The following is a 17,607-nucleotide window of genomic DNA, read 5'->3' on the forward strand; positions in this document are numbered from 1 at the left end:
ATGCCGGCGGAAAGCGTCCGCCCTGTAGCGCAAATCAACATTACTCAGCGGTATCTAAGTAAAAGGGTGACGTGCAAATCACATCACCCCAACATTTGATTTAGAACCTTTTTGTTGAGTTTGTAATACAGATGAATTAATGGGTGTGAGAAATAGACAATTGGTGCATAGCCTCTCGACAATGGTGCAAAACTCATCGAAAATAGTGTATAAGTTTTGGGCTTTGGTGCATTTCAAAGAGTATTGGTGCATTCCTAATTCGATTTGTTAACAAATCCGTTCTCGGGAATAGTTGAGGTAAAGAGAGGTGATTCTGATGGATATTCAAATGATTGAGAGAGGGCTTCATCAGTCAGCGGTAGCATTACAGACAGCTACCTTCGGGATGGGGTGCTTTTGGGGACCGGATGCACGTTTCGGAAGTTTGCTCGGCGTTATCCGGACACGCGTCGGCTATGCAGGGGGAACGACCATTTCACCAACTTACCGGAATTTGGGTGATCACACGGAAACGGTAGAAATTGATTTTGACCCAGACATTTTATCCTATGAGGATGTGCTGCGCCATTTTTGGAGGAATCATTATCCGAATCGTGATGAATATAAAGGCCGACAATATTTATCGTTGCTACGTTATCGCAGCGCTGACCAACTCAAGGCGATCGAGCATGTGAAGAAAGAAATGGAATATGAAATCGGTGAAAGTATAGAAACGGACATTGCGCCGTTCAGTAATTTTACGTTGGCAGAGGAGCGACATCAAAAATATTATGTAAAGCGTTATCCGAAAGCTTTGGAACAGTTGCAGCCACTTTTTCCGAATCCATCGATGCTTGTCAACTCTACATTTGCAGCACGTTTAAATGGTTTCGTTAAAGGGTTTCGATCGAAAGAAAGTATACTAACAGAAATTGAAGAGTGGAAAATCGACGTGGCCGGGAAACAAGCCTTGATGGAATTATTTAGGAAGATGAAATGGTAGCCAATAAAAAGTGCATCGGATTAAAAATATTTCTTTCAATTTACTTTCAGCCTAAGTAGTGAATTATTTTATACTCTATGAAAATTGGCTCTTTCTCAACACCTTTCTGAATACGAAAGGTGTTTTTCTATTGTAGAGAAATTAAACAAAATAATTTTAGTAGATTGACAAGTCACAAAACTAAAAGTAATATAAAACAAAATTAAATATATTTAAGAAAGTTATATATATTAAAAAAGAGGTGTTGGCGTGGAGGATATTCATCAAAAAATTCATAAGCTACGGAAAGAGAGGAACTTAACATTAAAAGAGTTAAGTGAAATGACTAACCTTTCTGCAGGGTTTCTGTCTTTGATCGAACGTGGTTCTACTTCTTTGGCAATTACGTCACTGAAGAAAATTGCTGATGCATTTGGGGTCGATATAACGTATTTTTTCGAGAGTCCCAAAATGGATCGGAAATTTCATATAACGAAAAACGAGCAAAAAAAGTTTTGGATACATTCGGTTGATAACGGTTTTATTAAACTAAGTGGACATTTCCAAAGTCGTTCTTTGGAGTCGCTTATTGTTACATTGCGGCCGAATCAGCAAAAGGAATATGATGATTCTCACCCTGGGGAAGAGTTTTACTATGTGTTGAATGGCACAGTCCGTTTTACAGTCGACAATGAAATTTATGATGTTGCTCAAGGGGAATCCATTCATTTCCCTTCCAAGCTGCCGCATGACTATGAAAATCCAACAGATGAAGAAGCCGTCTTGCTTTGTGTCATGACGCCGCTGCTTTTTTAAATGAGGGGAGGCAAAAGAAATGAGAGTTGCTACAGATATCGGTGGAACATTTACCGACTTGGTGTATGTCGATGAAAAGGGGAACGTTCAAGTTGAAAAAAGCTCTACAACACCCCCTCATTTTGAAAAAGGGGTACTTGAAGTGATTCGGAAGAGTGGGTTAAACACATCGGAAATTGAAGAGTTCATCCATGGAAGTACGGTAGTTATTAACGCGATTACTGAACGAAAAGGTGTGAAAACTGCCTTGATTACGACGAAGGGTTTCCGGGATGTATTGGAAATCGCACGGGGAAATCGTCCGGATCTATTTAATATACGGTATGAAAAACCGGTCCCTTTCGTTGAACGATATTTGCGCAAGGAAGTCGAGGAGCGTCTCAACGCAAAGGGCGAAGTATTGGTTCCATTAAATACGGATGAGCTGCTGCAAGTTATAGAGGAATTAAAAGAGGAACGGGTTGAGGCGATTGCTGTTGTTTATCTTCATTCCTATTTGAATCCTCAACATGAACTTCAGACAAAAGAATTTATTGAAAAACATTGGCCTGGCGTGTTTGTAAGCGTTTCCCATGAGGTGACTAGAGAGTGGCGTGAGTATGAAAGAACGAGCAGCACGGTTTTGAATGCTTATGTGAAACCGATTGCTTCAACGTATATTAATAAATTGAACGAGGAGCTGCAACAGCTTGCGCAAAGCCGGAATTACATCATGCAGTCAAATGGAGGTACTACGACATTTGAACATGCGAAGGAATTGCCGCTCTATATGTTGGAATCCGGTCCGGTAGCAGGTGTATATGGATCGGCAGTCATTGGAAAGGAAATAGGCGAGCAAAACATCATCGCCTTTGATATTGGTGGCACGACGGCAAAGTGTTCGTTAATTGAAGAGGGTGAAATGAAGGTTTCGACAGATTATTATATCGAAAAGGATAGTAAGCGCGCGGGATATCCAGTGAAAGTGCCGGTAGTTGATATTGTGGAAATTGGAAACGGCGGGGGATCGATCGCTTGGATTGACGAAGTCGGTTCGTTGAAAGTTGGACCTCATTCCGCTGGCTCGCTACCTGGACCGATTGCCTATGGACAAGGCGGGACAGAGCCGACGACGACCGACGCCAACCTGTTGACAGGGAGACTGTCACCAAAGAATTTTGACTACCCAGTTAATTTGGCTGAGATTGAAAGGGCGATTCAGGAGAGGATCGGCAATCCGTTCTCCTTGTCAGCAGTTGAAGCTGCCCTCGGTATTATTCGGATTGCCAATGCGAATATGCTCACTGCATTAAAATTGATATCCATTCGTAAGGGGCATGATCCACGGCGTTTTGCAATGGTCGCTTTTGGAGGTGGCGGTTCTATGCACGCTGCGGCTTTAGCTAAAGAATTAGGTGTGAAAAAAGTGATTATTCCATTTGCATCTCCTGTGTTTTCAGCATGGGGCATGCTCATGACCGATTTACGTCAGGATTCTGTCGTCACTTATAAAAGCATGCTATCTGAACTGGATTTTGAAGCGATTTCGCAAGAATGGACAGTGATTGAAGACCGGTTGCTTGCAAACTTTAAAAGAGATGGAGTTGAGGAAACGGTACTGTTCTTACGGTTTGTCGATATGCGATACGTCGGGCAGGAGCATACCGTAAAAGTTGCCGTTCCCGAAGGGGCATGGGATGAGCAGACAGTAGAAGAAGTGAAGGAACGTTTCCATCAGCTGCATGAAAAGAACTACACGTTTCGATTGGAAGATACCGAATGCGAAATTGTCGGTTTGCATGTAACTGCTTTAGGGCAAGTGAAGAAACCGAAAATTGCTAGAGTCGAAAAACAAGGGGAAGTTTCTGGAGCGCTGAAAGAAGTGCGTTCCGTCTATTTTGAACAGGTCGGTTGGATTGAGACACCGATATACGACCGCGAATTGTTGCCGACTGGTCAAGTGATTGAAGGACCGCTAATCGTGGAAGAGAAGGCTGCGGTTACTATTATTGAGAAAGGTCAATCGTTATATGCGGATGTCTACGGAAACTTGATTATCGATACGGGGGTGCAATCAAATGCATGAAGGTAAACAACAAGATCCGTTTACACTTGAGATTGTAAAAGATACATTGCTATCGATTGGAGATGAAATGTTCCACACGTTAGCGCGTACTTCCATGAGTCCGATCATTTATGAAGTTTTGGATTTTGCTTGCGGGTTGACGGATCACAAAGGACAGCTTCTGACGCAGGGGAACGGGGTAGCCGGGTTCATCGGAACGCTCAGCTATATGGTGAAGGATGTTCTTTCAAGATACTCGGCAAAGGGAAATATAAACCAAGGGGACATTTTTATCATAAATGATCCTTATGGAGGCGGAGGAACGCATCTTTCAGATGTTGGTCTCGTCATGCCAATCTTTCATGAGGGCGAACTGATCGGATTTTCAGCAAACAAGGCGCACTGGACAGAAGTTGGCGGAAAAGATGTCGGCTCATTTACTAATGACTCAACTGACATTTACCAGGAAGGCTTACAGTTCCCGTGCATTAAAATCGTCGATAGTGGAAAAGTGAATGAACCGCTTGTTGAAATGATTAAATCAAACGTCCGCTTCCCGGATTTATCGATTGGTGATATGTGGGCACAAATTGCCGCTCTGAAAATTGGAGAAAAACGTTTCAACGAACTGTACGATAAATATTCAAAAGAAACGGTTGCTGCTACGGTTGAGCTGCTTTTGGACCAAGGGGAAAAGATGGCGAGAAAGTCGATTATGAACCTTCCGAATGGCGTTTATACAGCCAGCAACTATATTGATGGGGATGGACTCGGGAACGGGCCGTTTCCAATCCAAGTGAAAGTAACCATTACGGATGATCAATTCATCTGTGATTTCCGGGGGAGCCACCCACAAGTACCCGGTCCTGTGAATGGCTCTTATACGACATTAGTAACTGATGTCAGAACAGTGTTTTTGGCGATTACGAATCCGTCACAGGATGTGAATGACGGGGTGTTTCGTCCGTTGGAAGTGATTACAGACAAAGGCTCAATCTTTTCTGCTGAAAGGCCAGCTCCCGTATCAAATTACTGGGAAAGCGGATCATCTGGTGGAGATTTAGTCTGGCAAGCGCTCGCTCCCATTTTGCCGACTCGATTGACTGCTGGACACTTTTTGTCGGTATGTTCTGTTACATTGGCAGGAAAACATCCTGATACGGAAGACGACTTCCTTATCGTAGAGCCATCTGTTGGTGGATGGGGAGCAGGAATTGGACAGGACGGAGCAAGGGGGCAATTTTGCATTGGGGATGGTGAGACCTACAATATCCCGGTTGAAGTGGCGGAAGCACGTTATGGCGTGATGGTTGATTCCTACCGATTGCGTTGTGATGGGAAAGGCGCTGGTGAATATATAGGAGGATCGGGGGTCATTCGATCCTATCGGGCGATGACGGATGGGCAGATGGCAACCGTCACGTACGGACGGCATCTTTATGCACCGTGGGGAGTTGACGGAGGTGAAGAAGGCTCGTCGAATGAGTTTGCTGTCATTAAAAACAATGGTGAAGTGGACGGCCCGTATGGAGTCTATGCACGATATCCTTTGAATAAAGGAGATGTTCTCGAACTGAGGACTGGAACTGGCGGAGGGTATGGTAATCCATTCAAAAGGGATGTATCGAAAGTGCAGCAGGATGTAAAAAACGGCTACTTTTCCATTATAGATGCAAAGGAAAAATTCGGTGTGCTACTGAACCCGGAGACATTGGAACTGGTAGGTGAAACGAAAGAGAGATTGCGAGTTAGGGAGGCTGGGGAGCAATGAATACTAAAGAAAAGAAGACAAGTCATTCGCAGTCTGATGAAGCGTTAGTAGCGGTCCCTTTGCAAGAAAGGCAGCATTGGATCTTCCCTGCCATGATTTTCGGGGGATTGGAGTTTTCCATCCCGGTCTTATTGACGGGTGCTGTACTTGCTGTGAACTTTGGAATTTCAAAGGTGTTTTGGATTTTATTCATTTCCCTATTTGTCATCCAATGGATCGGAAATGCTGTAACTGGCTATATGGGAGCGAAAACGGGGATCGCTTCGTCAGTTTTAGCGCGCAGTAGCTTCGGTCACGTGCAAGCACGTTGGATTATCGGGTTAATTACGTTTTTCGTCGGACTCGGCTGGTGGGCATTACAAACGGCAGTGACAGGTGAGGCGATTGCTGCAATGTTCGGCATTGATTACAAAAATAATTTTGGAATGCTTGCGCTCATTACAATCATCTGCGGATTATTGTTTGCGCTGCCGTCGATACTTGGCTATTCTTCAATGAAATGGACAGACATCGTTGCGGTTCCTGCAGGCTTATTGCTTGTTGCGACGGGCATTTATTTAGTAATGAAAAATGAAGGCTGGTCGTCCATAACTTCGTGGCAACCCGAGCAGACGATCACTTTCATGGCGGGTATCAGTTTAGTATTAGGGATGAATGTGTCTCAGTGGGTAGGTGTGCAAGATTACACTCGTTACGCGAAGCCGAAGGTGAAGGACAATGTCATCATTCCGCTCGGTATTATTGGTGTAGGATTTCCATTATTTTTTGTTGGGGCCATCATGTCTGTTGGTACTGGTGAAGCGGATATTGTACAGATTATGATGAATCTCAATTTTCCAGTATGGGGATTCCTGATCCTTTGGTTATCAACCTGGACGAGCCAGATCGTCAACAGTTACAGTATGGGGCTATCCATGGCAAACACATTCAATATTAATTCTGGTAAAGGCCGAGCTATTCTTACGCTCATTGGGACGATCATTGGAATCGGACTGGCACTCGGCGGCGTCTTGCAGTATTTTGAAGACTTTTTATACGTTTCAGGAATTATTTACGGTCCAATAGCGGGCGTAATGATTGCTGACTTCTTCTTTATCCGAAAGCAAACTTATAAAGACAATCCAGGATGGAACTGGGTTGCTACGTTTGCCATGGGTGTAGGTATTGCGATCGCGTATTGGTCTCAATATGTCCATGAATGGGGGATTCCAGCAGTTCAATCTTTAATCATTTCAATGGTTTTATACTTAGTGGCGATGAATATAAAACGAAAAATGAAACCAGATCAATTTACGGATGGACAGTGAAAGAATACATTTCTATAGCATGATAGCAGTAACCGAATAGAGGTAAAGGTGGTAGTCATTAGTGAGAGACATTAGTTTGCAAGAAGCGGAAGATATTCTGTATGGCGCCTGCATATTGGGAGCAGGGGGAGGAGGAAGCTTAGAAGAAGGTTTACAGCTCGTCCGGAATATTTACGAGCGTGGACAATCGATCCGTCTCGTTTCAGTCGATGAAATCGAAGATGATTGGCTTGTCGTTTCCCCATATTATGTTGGTTCCGTTGCTCCACCAAGCGAAGAGATAGTGGAGAAACTAAAGGGACTAAAAGAGGTGCCCGGTAATCCTTCCGTCTTTGCAACGAAAGCATTACAAGACCATCTTGGCAAAAATGTAAATGCTATTTGTGCGACGGAACTGGGAGGTAATACAGCCTGGGCAATGGATGTCGCTGCTGCGATGCAACTTCCGTTAGTGGATGGAGATCCCGCAGGCAGAGCTGTACCGGATTTGGCGCACACAACATTTAATGTGCATGGTGCTTCGATCACTCCTTTTGCACTTGCTAGCCGATACGGTGATCATGTAATCGTGGAAGCCGTCGTAAATCATGATCGTGCTGACCAAATTGCACGTTCCTTTGCAATGATTTCAGGAAACTTTTCAGGAATTTGTGATCATCCATTAGACGGAAAAAGGTTTAAAGAATATATTATCCCTAATACGTTATCCCGGGCAGGAAGCATTGGACACGCAAGACGAACAGGGTTAGCCTATGATCCAGTTGTGGCCATCGTTCGGGAGACGGATGCTCGGCTGCTCACGATGGGAGCAATTGTCGAATCTGAATGGCAGGATGCAAATGGATTCATTGAGGGGATTATCGTAGTTGAAGACAATGACACGAAAGATACTTGGAACATTTGGTTCCGCAATGAAAATATGTTCGTGAAAAATGGGAACGAGCTCATTTCAGTCATCCCTACCATTATCTCAATTTTAAATAGAGAAACAGGGGAACCGATCCTCAATCCACAATGCCGAAAAGGGATGGAGGTTGCTGTTGTCACGTTCCCATCTCCAGATATATGGACGACGAAAGAAGGCTTAGAAGTCTTCGGACCGAAGTATATTGGAATGGAAAATAAAGATTTTGAAAGTACAGTGAAAAAATAAGAAATAAAAGCCGCTCTCACAATGGAGGGCGGCTATACGTATTGAGATGCTCATGAAGTGGATAAATCTTAAGGATTTGTCGACCAAAGGCCAGCTGATTTCAACAGGACGCGTGGGTGAAGCTTCAACTGTGCAACCATCATTTCCGCAAGGTCTTCCGGTTGCAACACTTTGTCCGGATTGCCATCTGTAAGATTTTCTGCGTATGCCAAGTCAGTTGCTACTGTGCTCGGTGTCAAAGCAGTTACACGGATGTTATGTTTTCTTACTTCGAGCATTAGAGATTCTGTCAACCCTAACACACCAAATTTGGATGCGCTATATGCGCTTGTGACAGGAGCGCCTTTTTGTCCGGCAGTTGAAGAAATATTAATGATGTCACCAGTTTGCCTTTCAATCATTTCAGGCAATACTGCACGCGTTACATAGTACATGCCCATTAGATTGACATCAATAATGTTCTTGAATTCCTCCGGTGATAGTTCAAGGAATTTGCCGAATTTACCAACGCCAGCATTATTAATGAGAATGTCGATTGGTCCTAATTCGGATTTGACACGTTCAACAGCTTTGACGACGGATTCATTATCCGCTACATTAGCTGTAGCAATTGACACTTTGACTCCGAATTCACGAAGCTCTTCTGCAACCTTTTCAAGATTTGCCTCAGTTCTTCCGATCAGCCCTACGTTAATGCCTTCTTTTGCAAAAGCAATTGCAGTTGCACGGCCAATTCCACGTCCAGCTCCAGTAATGATTGCATTTTTACCTGATATATTTTGCATTATACAAACTCCTTTCCGTTCCGTAGACACGAGTAGTATAACAAACAGCAGTGCTTTCTCCTATGGAAATGAATTATCATGAAAAGGAGTTCAATTTTTATTTGTTTTAATTGTGTTCACGCTTTTTTTATTGAATGACAGGTTCCACTGCCACTTCAACATTCCCTTTAAGCGCTCTGCTGATCATACATGAAGCTTCTGCCTTCACGACTAATTTCTGTACAATCCTCAACTTGTTTTCCGGCATATTTTTGGGCAAAGTGATTACCGGTTTATGTATTATTTTTTTATAGGTAATGATGCCGTCCGTATAAACAACAATGCCGACTGACTCCATCGTCAAACTTTCCTTCTCGATCTTACTTCTTTCCATCATTGCCGCAAGTGTGATGATATAGCATGTTGCTGCAGCTCCTAACAACATTTCGTCAGGGTTCGTTCCAATTCCAGGACCATCCATTTCGATTGGAATCGAAACTGCAGTTTTTAAATTTACCGTTTCAATTGTACCGACGTCATTACGTAATCCGGGCCAGTCTGCCTTTAAATGAAAATGATGTTCCGCCATTTACATAGCTCCCTTATCGTTTTGTATAGTATATAACAGTTTTGATGTTGAGTGGCAAGATGGGAGATTGTAGCTTGGAAGACTGAAAACAAGGCATTAAAATTTCCATATAAAAAGCATTGCAATTTTAAATAGATTTCCATAGAGGTTTGACGAAGGGGAATTTTGGAGAAGAATAGGAAAGCGAATCCAAATATTGATCAGGACGAGGGATCTTTGTGAAAGTACTCTTTGAATTAATGCGTATTGCTATTTTATTTATTGTTTTTGGTGGAATTGTTCGTGTTTTTCTTTACTATGCATATTCAATTTTAGGGATTGATGTTGACCGCTATGGCTGGTTTGGAAGTATAGGGATTTTATCGTTATTTTTTGTACTGTATCGAAATAAGCTCCAGTTTAGCGGTTGGTATTGGAGTAAGAGTGTCAAGAAACTCCCCAAAAAAGTTTCAAAAACACTAATAGTAGGATCGATTTTTTTATTGATTTTGCCATCCCTCATTCGTTCGTTTTTGAACTAACGATTCAAAAAGACCGCCAATGCTCAATTAGCGGTCTACTAGTTGTCGTCACTCTGGATCCCGATAACGCAGCATATGCTCATAGGAGGCTATTCGATGATCCGTCTGGAATGAATATTGATTCCAAACACTCGAATCCTCAGACGTTTCCTCTGTTTCCAATAAGCGCAATTCATTTGGTTCTAAGCGCATGATTTTAGAGTCGATCACTTTCATTTCCTCGTTGCTGCTATTCAAAGCCCGTATTTTCACTTGTACTAATTGTGTTTTTCCTAAGTTGTTTTTAATAAAAAATTGGTTGCTATATTCCATATCACGACAGCTTGAAGTATTTCGCAAGCATTCTTTCTCAGAGCTCACTAAGACAATGGAAAACTCCTCATCTACGACGTTCTGTGTGGAGGCCATCGCTTGATTTATAGATGCAGCAAAGCCGATTTTTTTACCGGTAGGCGCTGCAATAAATAGTGTAATGAATAAAAAAATAGAGAGGTATAATGTAAAAACATTTACCGTTTTTGGATCGTGCACTGACTTTGGCAAGTTTTTTCCCGCGGTTTTTGTAATCAATAAATTGATGATCAAAATAAGGATTGCAATAATACCGACGACTGACATACCAACTACTGTTTCCAAATTCGTTTGGAAGAGTGGGAAACTATATTTTTTCAATAAAAATATCTGAATGACGATACTGCCCATCGTTAACAGAATGAGCATAATAACAGGTATTTTCCAAGATAGCTTTTCCCTTTTCCCTAATTTGAAATCAATTGCTGTCCAAAGAAACCAAATCCCCGGAACTGAAAATATAAGGAGTGTAATCATGACGAACAGCATTGTTGCCACCTCCGTGCATTTACTTTTTAGTGAATACATTTACGAAGGTTTATAGGAAAGGTTTCAATTTTCCTTTTTGAATATAAAACTAAAAAGCCCTTTCAAAGCGTCATGACAGACATTCGAAAGGGCTTTACAACGATTAAAACTCCCGATTCCAAACAGGCGCAAACCATTTGACACCTCTGCGGTTCATAGGCAAAAGCTTCATGTCTGCAAGTAAATGGCTGATGTAGCCTGCAATTCCTGCAGCCACCATCCCGTTAACTGGCCATTGCTCATTTAGTTTAACTAAAATAAATGCGTAAAAAGCCAGACCGATTATGGAATGTGTGTAAGAACGGTGGGGGAGGAATGAAGCGATGACGATATAGCTGCCGGAAAGGATTATGCCTATTGATTGTTGCCAGGAGATGCCTAATAGGATGACCATTGCACCTGTCAATGTGAGCATTCTCCGTTGTGTAATCTTTTTTGAAAGGATGAGCAATATTAGGGCTATACCGCCGTATATACAATCGTTCAATGCAAAACCATCTGTTGCTGCTTGGTAAGCAATTGCGAACAATATGCAGACGCCAACAATTTGCATAAGTGTTTTACTAATTTGTTTCGATACTGTAATTCGGTTGCTTGCAACGCCATTCGTATCTAAATCAGGCACAAGTCCGGATACGCCGCCAATCCCTGCACATATTGCTGTCGTCAGTAGACTATAGTTTGCCTGAAGTCCTACAGCAGCCCCAGCGACAACGCCAATTACAAAATGTGAACTTCCTTTCATATGGTGCAACCTTCTTTCGGTGTCGATTTCACATAAGATGACTGTCTCATTTTCCCTTATTTATAGGAGAGGTTCAAGTATTGGCTATTGGTATTTAATCCACTGTCCGTTCAAATGATCTGCGGTTAGATGTAAGTTTTCCGACAGTAATATCGATGTTACGGAGAGAATCTTCCTTTAAATCAACTTTTCCATCTGTCTGCAGGCGTTTCCAATCTTTTAATTTTTTTCGATACAATTGCTCTGATAATCGATAAATGTCAGCATCTTTTTTTAAAGCTTCCTGATAGGTTGTGCGTATTTGTTTTTCCATTTCTTTTTTTATTGCTTTTTCCATTTCTTTAGGTGTTATCGAATCGGTAATAATGTCTACAATTCCGTCAGTGTAAATATTAATATCGAACCTCGCCTCTCCGTTTACAATGACGGGAGTGATTTTAACATTAAAATTTTCCATGACAACAGAAATATAACTATCTTTGTCCGCTTTAAAAGTTATATCCGATCTTTCTGTATCATTCGACATCCAACGAATCCCTCTCGCGGCATCGCCAGTGATAAACCCTTTGAATTCATTCGGCGATACGATTCCGACCCCATCAAGGATAGGGGCTTTTATTTTTTCCTTTAAAGACGCCCAATTTTCTTCGATTGTCACAAGGGGAATGAATGTTTCGTGATTTGGCTCATTCAATCCGATCAATGTTTCTCTAATGTTGGCGGGCTTAATGAATGATTCTTGCTTAAAGGAGTTTTCTGGATCTCCTAATTTTGATAAGACGATGGCTTTATTGACAACTGGTCTTATTAAAAGCACTTCTTCTACTGGATCTTTTGTCGCGTATAACCAGATTTGATATCGAGTCTCTCTATATCGGATAAAAATGTCTAAGACTTGATTTAATTTTAATTCCTTTAAAGCTTCTTCAGACAATACAAGATAGGATAAATGTCCCCAAAAAACCTTTTGGTCTACGGAATGATATAGCTGGAAAACAGCTTCATCTAATGACCTTCCAGTTGCTTTACCGACTTCGGCTTGAATTGCTTCTTCATTTGTAGGCTGATCGGACTTTGCCGTATTGGAAAAGTTGATAATTTGTGCATACACTTCGTATTGACCATTTTTAAAATCAATACCGACCCCATTTAGATACAACATCCTTTGAGGTTCATTTTTATCCCAACATCCAGACAAGGTTAGCGTTGCGAGCAAAATGATCAAGAAACTTGCCATTTTCCTATTCATTTTCATCCACCTTCTTGCTACGAGTAGCGTCTGTCGGGTCCATCATATTTGGTCGTTTTGTGTAAAAATTATGTGGTAGACGAAAGACGGATTGCATAAAGGTTCTAAAGCTTAAATCAGTAGAAATATTCATATAAGGAACCCCGAAAGTTCTAATGTTTGATAAGTAAACAAGCGTAAAAAAGACGGACATGAGGAGGCCGAATAAGCCTAAAAATGCGGTAAGTAATATAAAACAAACACGCAAAACACTCACTGCCGTTATGACTGATTGGTTGACCAATGTAAATGTCGCGATTGTTGAAATTGCAATGACAACAACCATCGCGGGACTTGTAATGCCAGCCCGAATAGCAGCATCACCGATGATTAGGCCACCAACAACTCCAATTGTTCCGCCCAATGCAGTAGGCAGGCGCAAACCGGCTTCCCGAAAAAGTTCAAACATGAGCAACATGAGTAGCATTTCAATGGATGAAGGAAGCGGGAGTCCTGTATTTGCTTGAACGATTGTCGCTAATAATTGGAGAGGTAACTGGTCTTGGTGATACGTCGTCAAAGCAAGCCAAAATGCTGGCAATGTTAACCCAATGGAAAGACCTAAAATACGCATCAACCTCTCTAAAGACCCGTAAATGACAGGCGTATCATTATCTTCTCCTGTCTTGACAAGTAAAAATAAGTTAACTGGCAGGATGACGCCATATGAAGTTCCGTCAACAAAAATCAGGAATCTTCCTCTAACAAGTGACTGGATTGCACTGTCAGGGCGTCCAGTATAATCTATTCTCGGGAAAAGCATAGCGCTTTTATTTACATTTTCCATTAGCAAAGTCGGACTAAACACAATATCGGTGTCCACTTTTTTTAGCTGACTTCTTATGCCATTTAAAATTTCTTTGCTGGCAATGTCATCAAAATACAGAAGGGCAACTGTTGTCTTTGACCGTTTTCCTAATTCAAATTTCTCGACGCATAAAGAGTTTGTTGGCAACCTTTTCCGAATTAATGCGACATTAACAGATACATCCTCAATGAAATTGTCTCGAGGACCTTTTACAGGTACTTCTAATCTCGTTTCTTCTGGATTACGATTTGGTTTATTGGCAATATTGCTCATGTACAGGAGGTCGGAGTCTTCAAATAGCAATAAGACATGCCCTGTATAGAGAGAGGATATAGATTGTTCTAAATCACCGACATATTTCAAATCAGGGATATGCAAATGAGCTTCGATTATTGTTTTTGATAGCCCATTTTCCAATGAGCCGATGAACTGTTGAACGCGTGGCACAACGACTTCGTTTAACAATTGTTGGTCAACCATTGCTTCACATGTAACAAATAGAACTTTATAGCCGTTAAATGTATATCCTTGAAATTGAATGTCCGCCGACTTCTGGAACAATTGTCTTAAGGTTGAAACATTAATATGAGATTGCATTGCACTCCACCATTTTCTGTTTATGTTTTGGAATTCTCATGTTGTTCTTTTTTAATGAACGCTATAATCAATAGGAAGCATGTTAGAAGAACCATAAAGAAAAATGTAACGATCAAAAAATAATCACCTTTTATTTTAAGAAACATTTGGTCGTCAATTAAAAATAGAGCGGAGGATAAAAAGAAAAATGCAGGGCCGAGTATTTTCCAAATACGTTTACGATTGCCCTTCATTTGCAATAAATCCGTAACAATATATAAAATGAATGCGACTCGGACGAAGGTCCCTGTCAACCATTGGTAAATAGATAAAAAATCAAGATGCTCAATAAATCTTCCGATAGAAACAAGTCCCCATTCTTCGTATGCAGGATATCTTTGTTTCATTGCTTCATGCGGCCCAAATTCCGTAATCGCCCCAACGAGCGGTCCCATCGTTAAACTATGCAATATAAAGAGCATAATCGCATAATGATACCAATGAAATTTCCCCTTTACGTTTTGTTGGATAAAAAGAAAGAGCAGCAGCTCAATGAACCCTGATGCTGGGAACACCATAGAGACGAAAACAGGTTCTAACCCATGTTCAAAGAAAGGAATTAATAATGCATAATTTTTTACTTGGATATTCGTAAAAGCAACAAAGAACCCTAAAATCACTACCCAAAATAGGACGACAACATTTACCATAACGATTGTTTGCAAATTCGTAGAGGCAAGGAAGATGCACAGAATGGAATAAATCAAGATCATCAGCACTAAAGGAGAATCAGGTAAAAACGTTGCTTTAATCCAGTGCAGCGTTTCACCCATTGTAAATACCGCCATTAAAAGTAGGAAAAAAGCAGTCACATATCGGAAAATGACAGTTGGGACATTGCCGATCTCTGTATTTAGCCAATTGGTTATGGACAGCTGCTTTGAGCTTCGATGAATATATACAATTAAGAAAAGCCAAGGAATCATAACGAGTGCCGCTAAAAATACTGATATCCAACCATCTCGACCTGCGCTTTTCAATAGAGATGGAATAATGGTCACATGATTTTTCAGTCCAATTACTGTCATAGACAATAAGATGACGTGAAGAATACTGATGGAACCGACTTTTTGCATACTAAAAACTCCCGGTTTCAAGATTTAGTTTAGTCTTGACATGAATTGGAGGAATTATAAGTGGCTGGTTTTCATCTGCAAAGGAGTGAGCTAACAGGTTTTTATTTAGACAAAAAAAGAGCTTCTGACAGATAGAAGCTCAAGATGAATCAATGTTATTCTAATTCAAGATCTAATTCCTGCATGTACCTATATACAGGTACAACATTGTTCACATTCATCGGAATAAAACCGAACATTACGTAGCTATCAATCGATTCAGGTTCTAATGATAAAGCGACAAGGTTTGCGGTTGGTTGTGCCATGCTGATGACATAACTGCCTGCCGGGAAAAAGACTTCTTTTTTCGAAATCTCTGTTGTCACGTGATTCAATAAATGCCCTTCGTAATAGTTTGTATCCACTTTTTTATCTATGACCACATAACTTTCCACTTCTAATACTTGTGCATCTGTCGTTTTATTTACAGTCGCCCCTTGCAATTCCAACTTTTCTACAATGTGATGATAGCCTGGAGGAAGAATGTAAGCTGTAGGTCGGACCCTTTCTAAAGTTGCCACTTCATTAGTAGAGCTATTATACATAACAGGGATCGCCTTAATTGTACCGCTTGCAATGTCGACAAGCTCCAACTGTTGGTTGCTTAAAGCTGTTCGCTCACTTTGCAAAATGATTTTTTCATTTTCAGATACCGTTTTACCTTTTTCAATAATATCGTTTCGGGCGGCTTCAATCATCGATTTCACTTTATCAGCATTGTCAGCAGCCGTTTTCAAAATGCTCGTATGTGTTTCGACTTGGGAGGCAACACGACGTACGAAGTTTTCTTTTCCAATACCAATTCCACGGCTTTCTACTAAAAATGAAAAGCTTGGCTGGAGCCCGTTCGCATTGCGTCCGATTCTTGCTTCGGCTCCGCCTTCCGTCAATGTTACGACCCCGTCCTTGTAACTATCCGTAAAATATTCTCTTGCTGAAAATCCTTTGGCTTGCAAAGCATCGAATGCATTTTTACTAAACAGTTCATCGGATTGCTTACGGATTTCATTAGGGATATTTAAGTTTTTCCCTGATAGAAGCAATATGTCATGATATTTCAAGGAGCCTTCATCGCCGATTTCCTTGTATGTCAAATCGCCGACGCCATATTCATGTGCATCCACAATAATTTCCGGCTTGTATTCGTTCATCGCTTTGTGTAGTGCACGAATTTCAGGAGAATCCAATTTTATATGATCGCGGTTTGCATCTAAGCGCAAAGCGTTTTGCCTTTGGAAATAATGTGCTCCATCAGGATTGATTCGCGGTACAATTACGATATTGACCTTTTGTAACACTTCTTTTCCAAGGTCGCCATTTGCCAATTCATCGGCAAGTACAAGAAGAGATTCTCCGCCAGCAGGTTCATTTCCATGTACATGTCCTTGCAGCCAAACAGTAGGCTTTTTCGCAAAATCTTCAGCTTCTTCACTTTCGCTCGTTGTAAATACAAGCAATGGCAGATCATTTCCTTCTGTTGATTGGCCAATGATTTTCATTGTGACAAACGAGCTGTTTTTCTCGATATCCTGTAAGTAGGTCATCATATCGGCATTCGTTGTCATCCACTTGCCATTTTTCAAACCTGGTGTAATGAGATTGAGCTCCGGCTCTTTATAGATTTCAAGAACCTTGTCAGACTGCTCGTAAAATTGGTTGAAATAAGGAGTATGAGAAGAGTTCATTTGTCCCGCAGCAGGAGGTGCAACATCCCCATTTGTTGCAGCAAAAGATAAGGCAGGAACACTTACAACGGTTGCGAACACGATTGGAATTACAAACTTTCTTTTTAACATTCTACATCCTCCTTTAATAGTTTAGTAAGTGCTTACGAATAAATCATATACTATTTAGAATTGTTGAACAAGAAAGATTACCTACTTCAATGGTATTCGATTCAAATGGTATGGACTGAGAGTTTCAGTTTGATAAAAAAGTTAGAGAGCAAAGAAACCGTAAAGAAAAGACTAAGTAATTTCTATGAAAAAAGAATCTGATTTCTGTATTTATTTGTTATATGGAAAGGAGTGAGTATTGAAATTTGATCGGTATACTGTTGTAGAAGAGGAGAAGCGGCAATGAAACGATGAACGAAAAAGATGGGGCTGTCCAGAAAGTCAGTGAAAACTGATTTTCTGTGATAGTCCCTTTCTGGTTGGAGAATAAATGGGGAACCCCTGACAACCGTCGCTTTCCGTTCCAGGCGCACG

The 17,607-nt window shown here is 41.2% G+C and carries 15 protein-coding genes; 7 read left to right on the top strand and 8 right to left on the bottom strand.

The window, feature by feature from the left end:
- The first annotated feature begins 316 nt into the window (after positions 1–316).
- The 6 genes from WFH04_RS16730 (at position 317) to WFH04_RS16755 (ending at position 8,052) form a co-directional block, all read left to right on the top strand.
- Positions 317–982: a peptide-methionine (S)-S-oxide reductase MsrA gene (locus WFH04_RS16730; RefSeq protein WP_336825214.1), complete on the top strand. Its 666-nt coding sequence runs from the start codon at positions 317–319 to the stop codon at positions 980–982.
- 249 nt (positions 983–1,231) lie between these two features.
- Positions 1,232–1,777: a helix-turn-helix domain-containing protein gene (locus tag WFH04_RS16735; RefSeq protein WP_336825216.1), complete on the top strand. Its 546-nt coding sequence runs from the start codon at positions 1,232–1,234 to the stop codon at positions 1,775–1,777.
- A 19-nt stretch (positions 1,778–1,796) separates the two neighbouring features.
- Positions 1,797–3,842: a hydantoinase/oxoprolinase family protein gene (locus WFH04_RS16740; RefSeq protein ID WP_336825218.1), complete on the top strand. Its 2,046-nt coding sequence runs from the start codon at positions 1,797–1,799 to the stop codon at positions 3,840–3,842.
- Complete coding sequence (locus tag WFH04_RS16745; protein WP_336825220.1) at positions 3,835–5,592, top strand: hydantoinase B/oxoprolinase family protein; 1,758 nt, start codon at positions 3,835–3,837, stop codon at positions 5,590–5,592. Before WFH04_RS16740 ends, WFH04_RS16745 begins: the two co-directional genes overlap by 8 nt.
- Positions 5,589–6,899, top strand: coding sequence for a purine-cytosine permease family protein (locus WFH04_RS16750; protein WP_336825222.1), 1,311 nt, complete (start codon positions 5,589–5,591; stop codon positions 6,897–6,899). Before WFH04_RS16745 ends, WFH04_RS16750 begins: the two co-directional genes overlap by 4 nt.
- A 61-nt stretch (positions 6,900–6,960) precedes the next feature.
- On the top strand, positions 6,961–8,052 hold the full coding sequence (locus WFH04_RS16755; protein WP_336825224.1) for an S-methyl thiohydantoin desulfurase family protein: 1,092 nt from the start codon (positions 6,961–6,963) through the stop codon (positions 8,050–8,052).
- A gap of 68 nt (positions 8,053–8,120) precedes the next feature.
- Here the strand turns inward: WFH04_RS16755 and WFH04_RS16760 are convergent, their stop codons facing one another.
- On the bottom strand, positions 8,121–8,837 hold the full coding sequence (locus tag WFH04_RS16760) for a 3-ketoacyl-ACP reductase (RefSeq protein WP_336825226.1): 717 nt from the start codon (positions 8,835–8,837) through the stop codon (positions 8,121–8,123).
- Positions 8,838–8,964: 127 nt separating this feature from the next.
- A complete protein-coding gene (locus WFH04_RS16765) occupies positions 8,965–9,405 on the bottom strand; it encodes an OsmC family protein (RefSeq protein ID WP_336825228.1) in 441 nt (146 codons plus the stop codon).
- Positions 9,406–9,623: 218 nt separating this feature from the next.
- On the opposite strand from WFH04_RS16765, the gene WFH04_RS16770 reads away from it, so the two are divergent.
- On the top strand, positions 9,624–9,926 hold the full coding sequence (locus WFH04_RS16770; protein ID WP_336825230.1) for a hypothetical protein: 303 nt from the start codon (positions 9,624–9,626) through the stop codon (positions 9,924–9,926).
- A gap of 48 nt (positions 9,927–9,974) precedes the next feature.
- Here the strand turns inward: WFH04_RS16770 and WFH04_RS16775 are convergent, their stop codons facing one another.
- The 6 genes from WFH04_RS16775 to WFH04_RS16800 form a co-directional block, all read right to left on the bottom strand.
- Positions 9,975–10,766, bottom strand: coding sequence for a hypothetical protein (locus tag WFH04_RS16775; RefSeq protein WP_336825232.1), 792 nt, complete (start codon positions 10,764–10,766; stop codon positions 9,975–9,977).
- A 142-nt stretch (positions 10,767–10,908) separates the two neighbouring features.
- Positions 10,909–11,550, bottom strand: a complete 642-nt coding sequence (locus WFH04_RS16780; protein WP_336825234.1) for a metal-dependent hydrolase — start codon at positions 11,548–11,550, stop codon at positions 10,909–10,911.
- 94 nt (positions 11,551–11,644) lie between these two features.
- A complete protein-coding gene (locus WFH04_RS16785) occupies positions 11,645–12,799 on the bottom strand; it encodes a Ger(x)C family spore germination protein (RefSeq protein WP_336825236.1) in 1,155 nt (384 codons plus the stop codon).
- Positions 12,792–14,243 carry a spore germination protein gene (locus WFH04_RS16790; protein ID WP_336825238.1) on the bottom strand — a complete coding sequence of 484 codons (1,452 nt, stop codon included), beginning with the start codon at positions 14,241–14,243 and terminating at the stop codon, positions 12,792–12,794. Before WFH04_RS16790 ends, WFH04_RS16785 begins: the two co-directional genes overlap by 8 nt.
- Before the next feature lie 20 nt (positions 14,244–14,263).
- On the bottom strand, positions 14,264–15,358 hold the full coding sequence (locus WFH04_RS16795) for an endospore germination permease (protein WP_336825240.1): 1,095 nt from the start codon (positions 15,356–15,358) through the stop codon (positions 14,264–14,266).
- 155 nt (positions 15,359–15,513) lie between these two features.
- Complete coding sequence (locus WFH04_RS16800; RefSeq protein ID WP_336825242.1) at positions 15,514–17,193, bottom strand: M14 family metallopeptidase; 1,680 nt, start codon at positions 17,191–17,193, stop codon at positions 15,514–15,516.
- Positions 17,194–17,607: the final 414 nt, after the last annotated feature.

It is taken from the genome of Sporosarcina sp. USHLN248, assembly GCF_037144575.1.
In the GTDB taxonomy this organism is placed as follows: Bacteria; Bacillota; Bacilli; order Bacillales_A; family Planococcaceae; genus Sporosarcina; species Sporosarcina contaminans.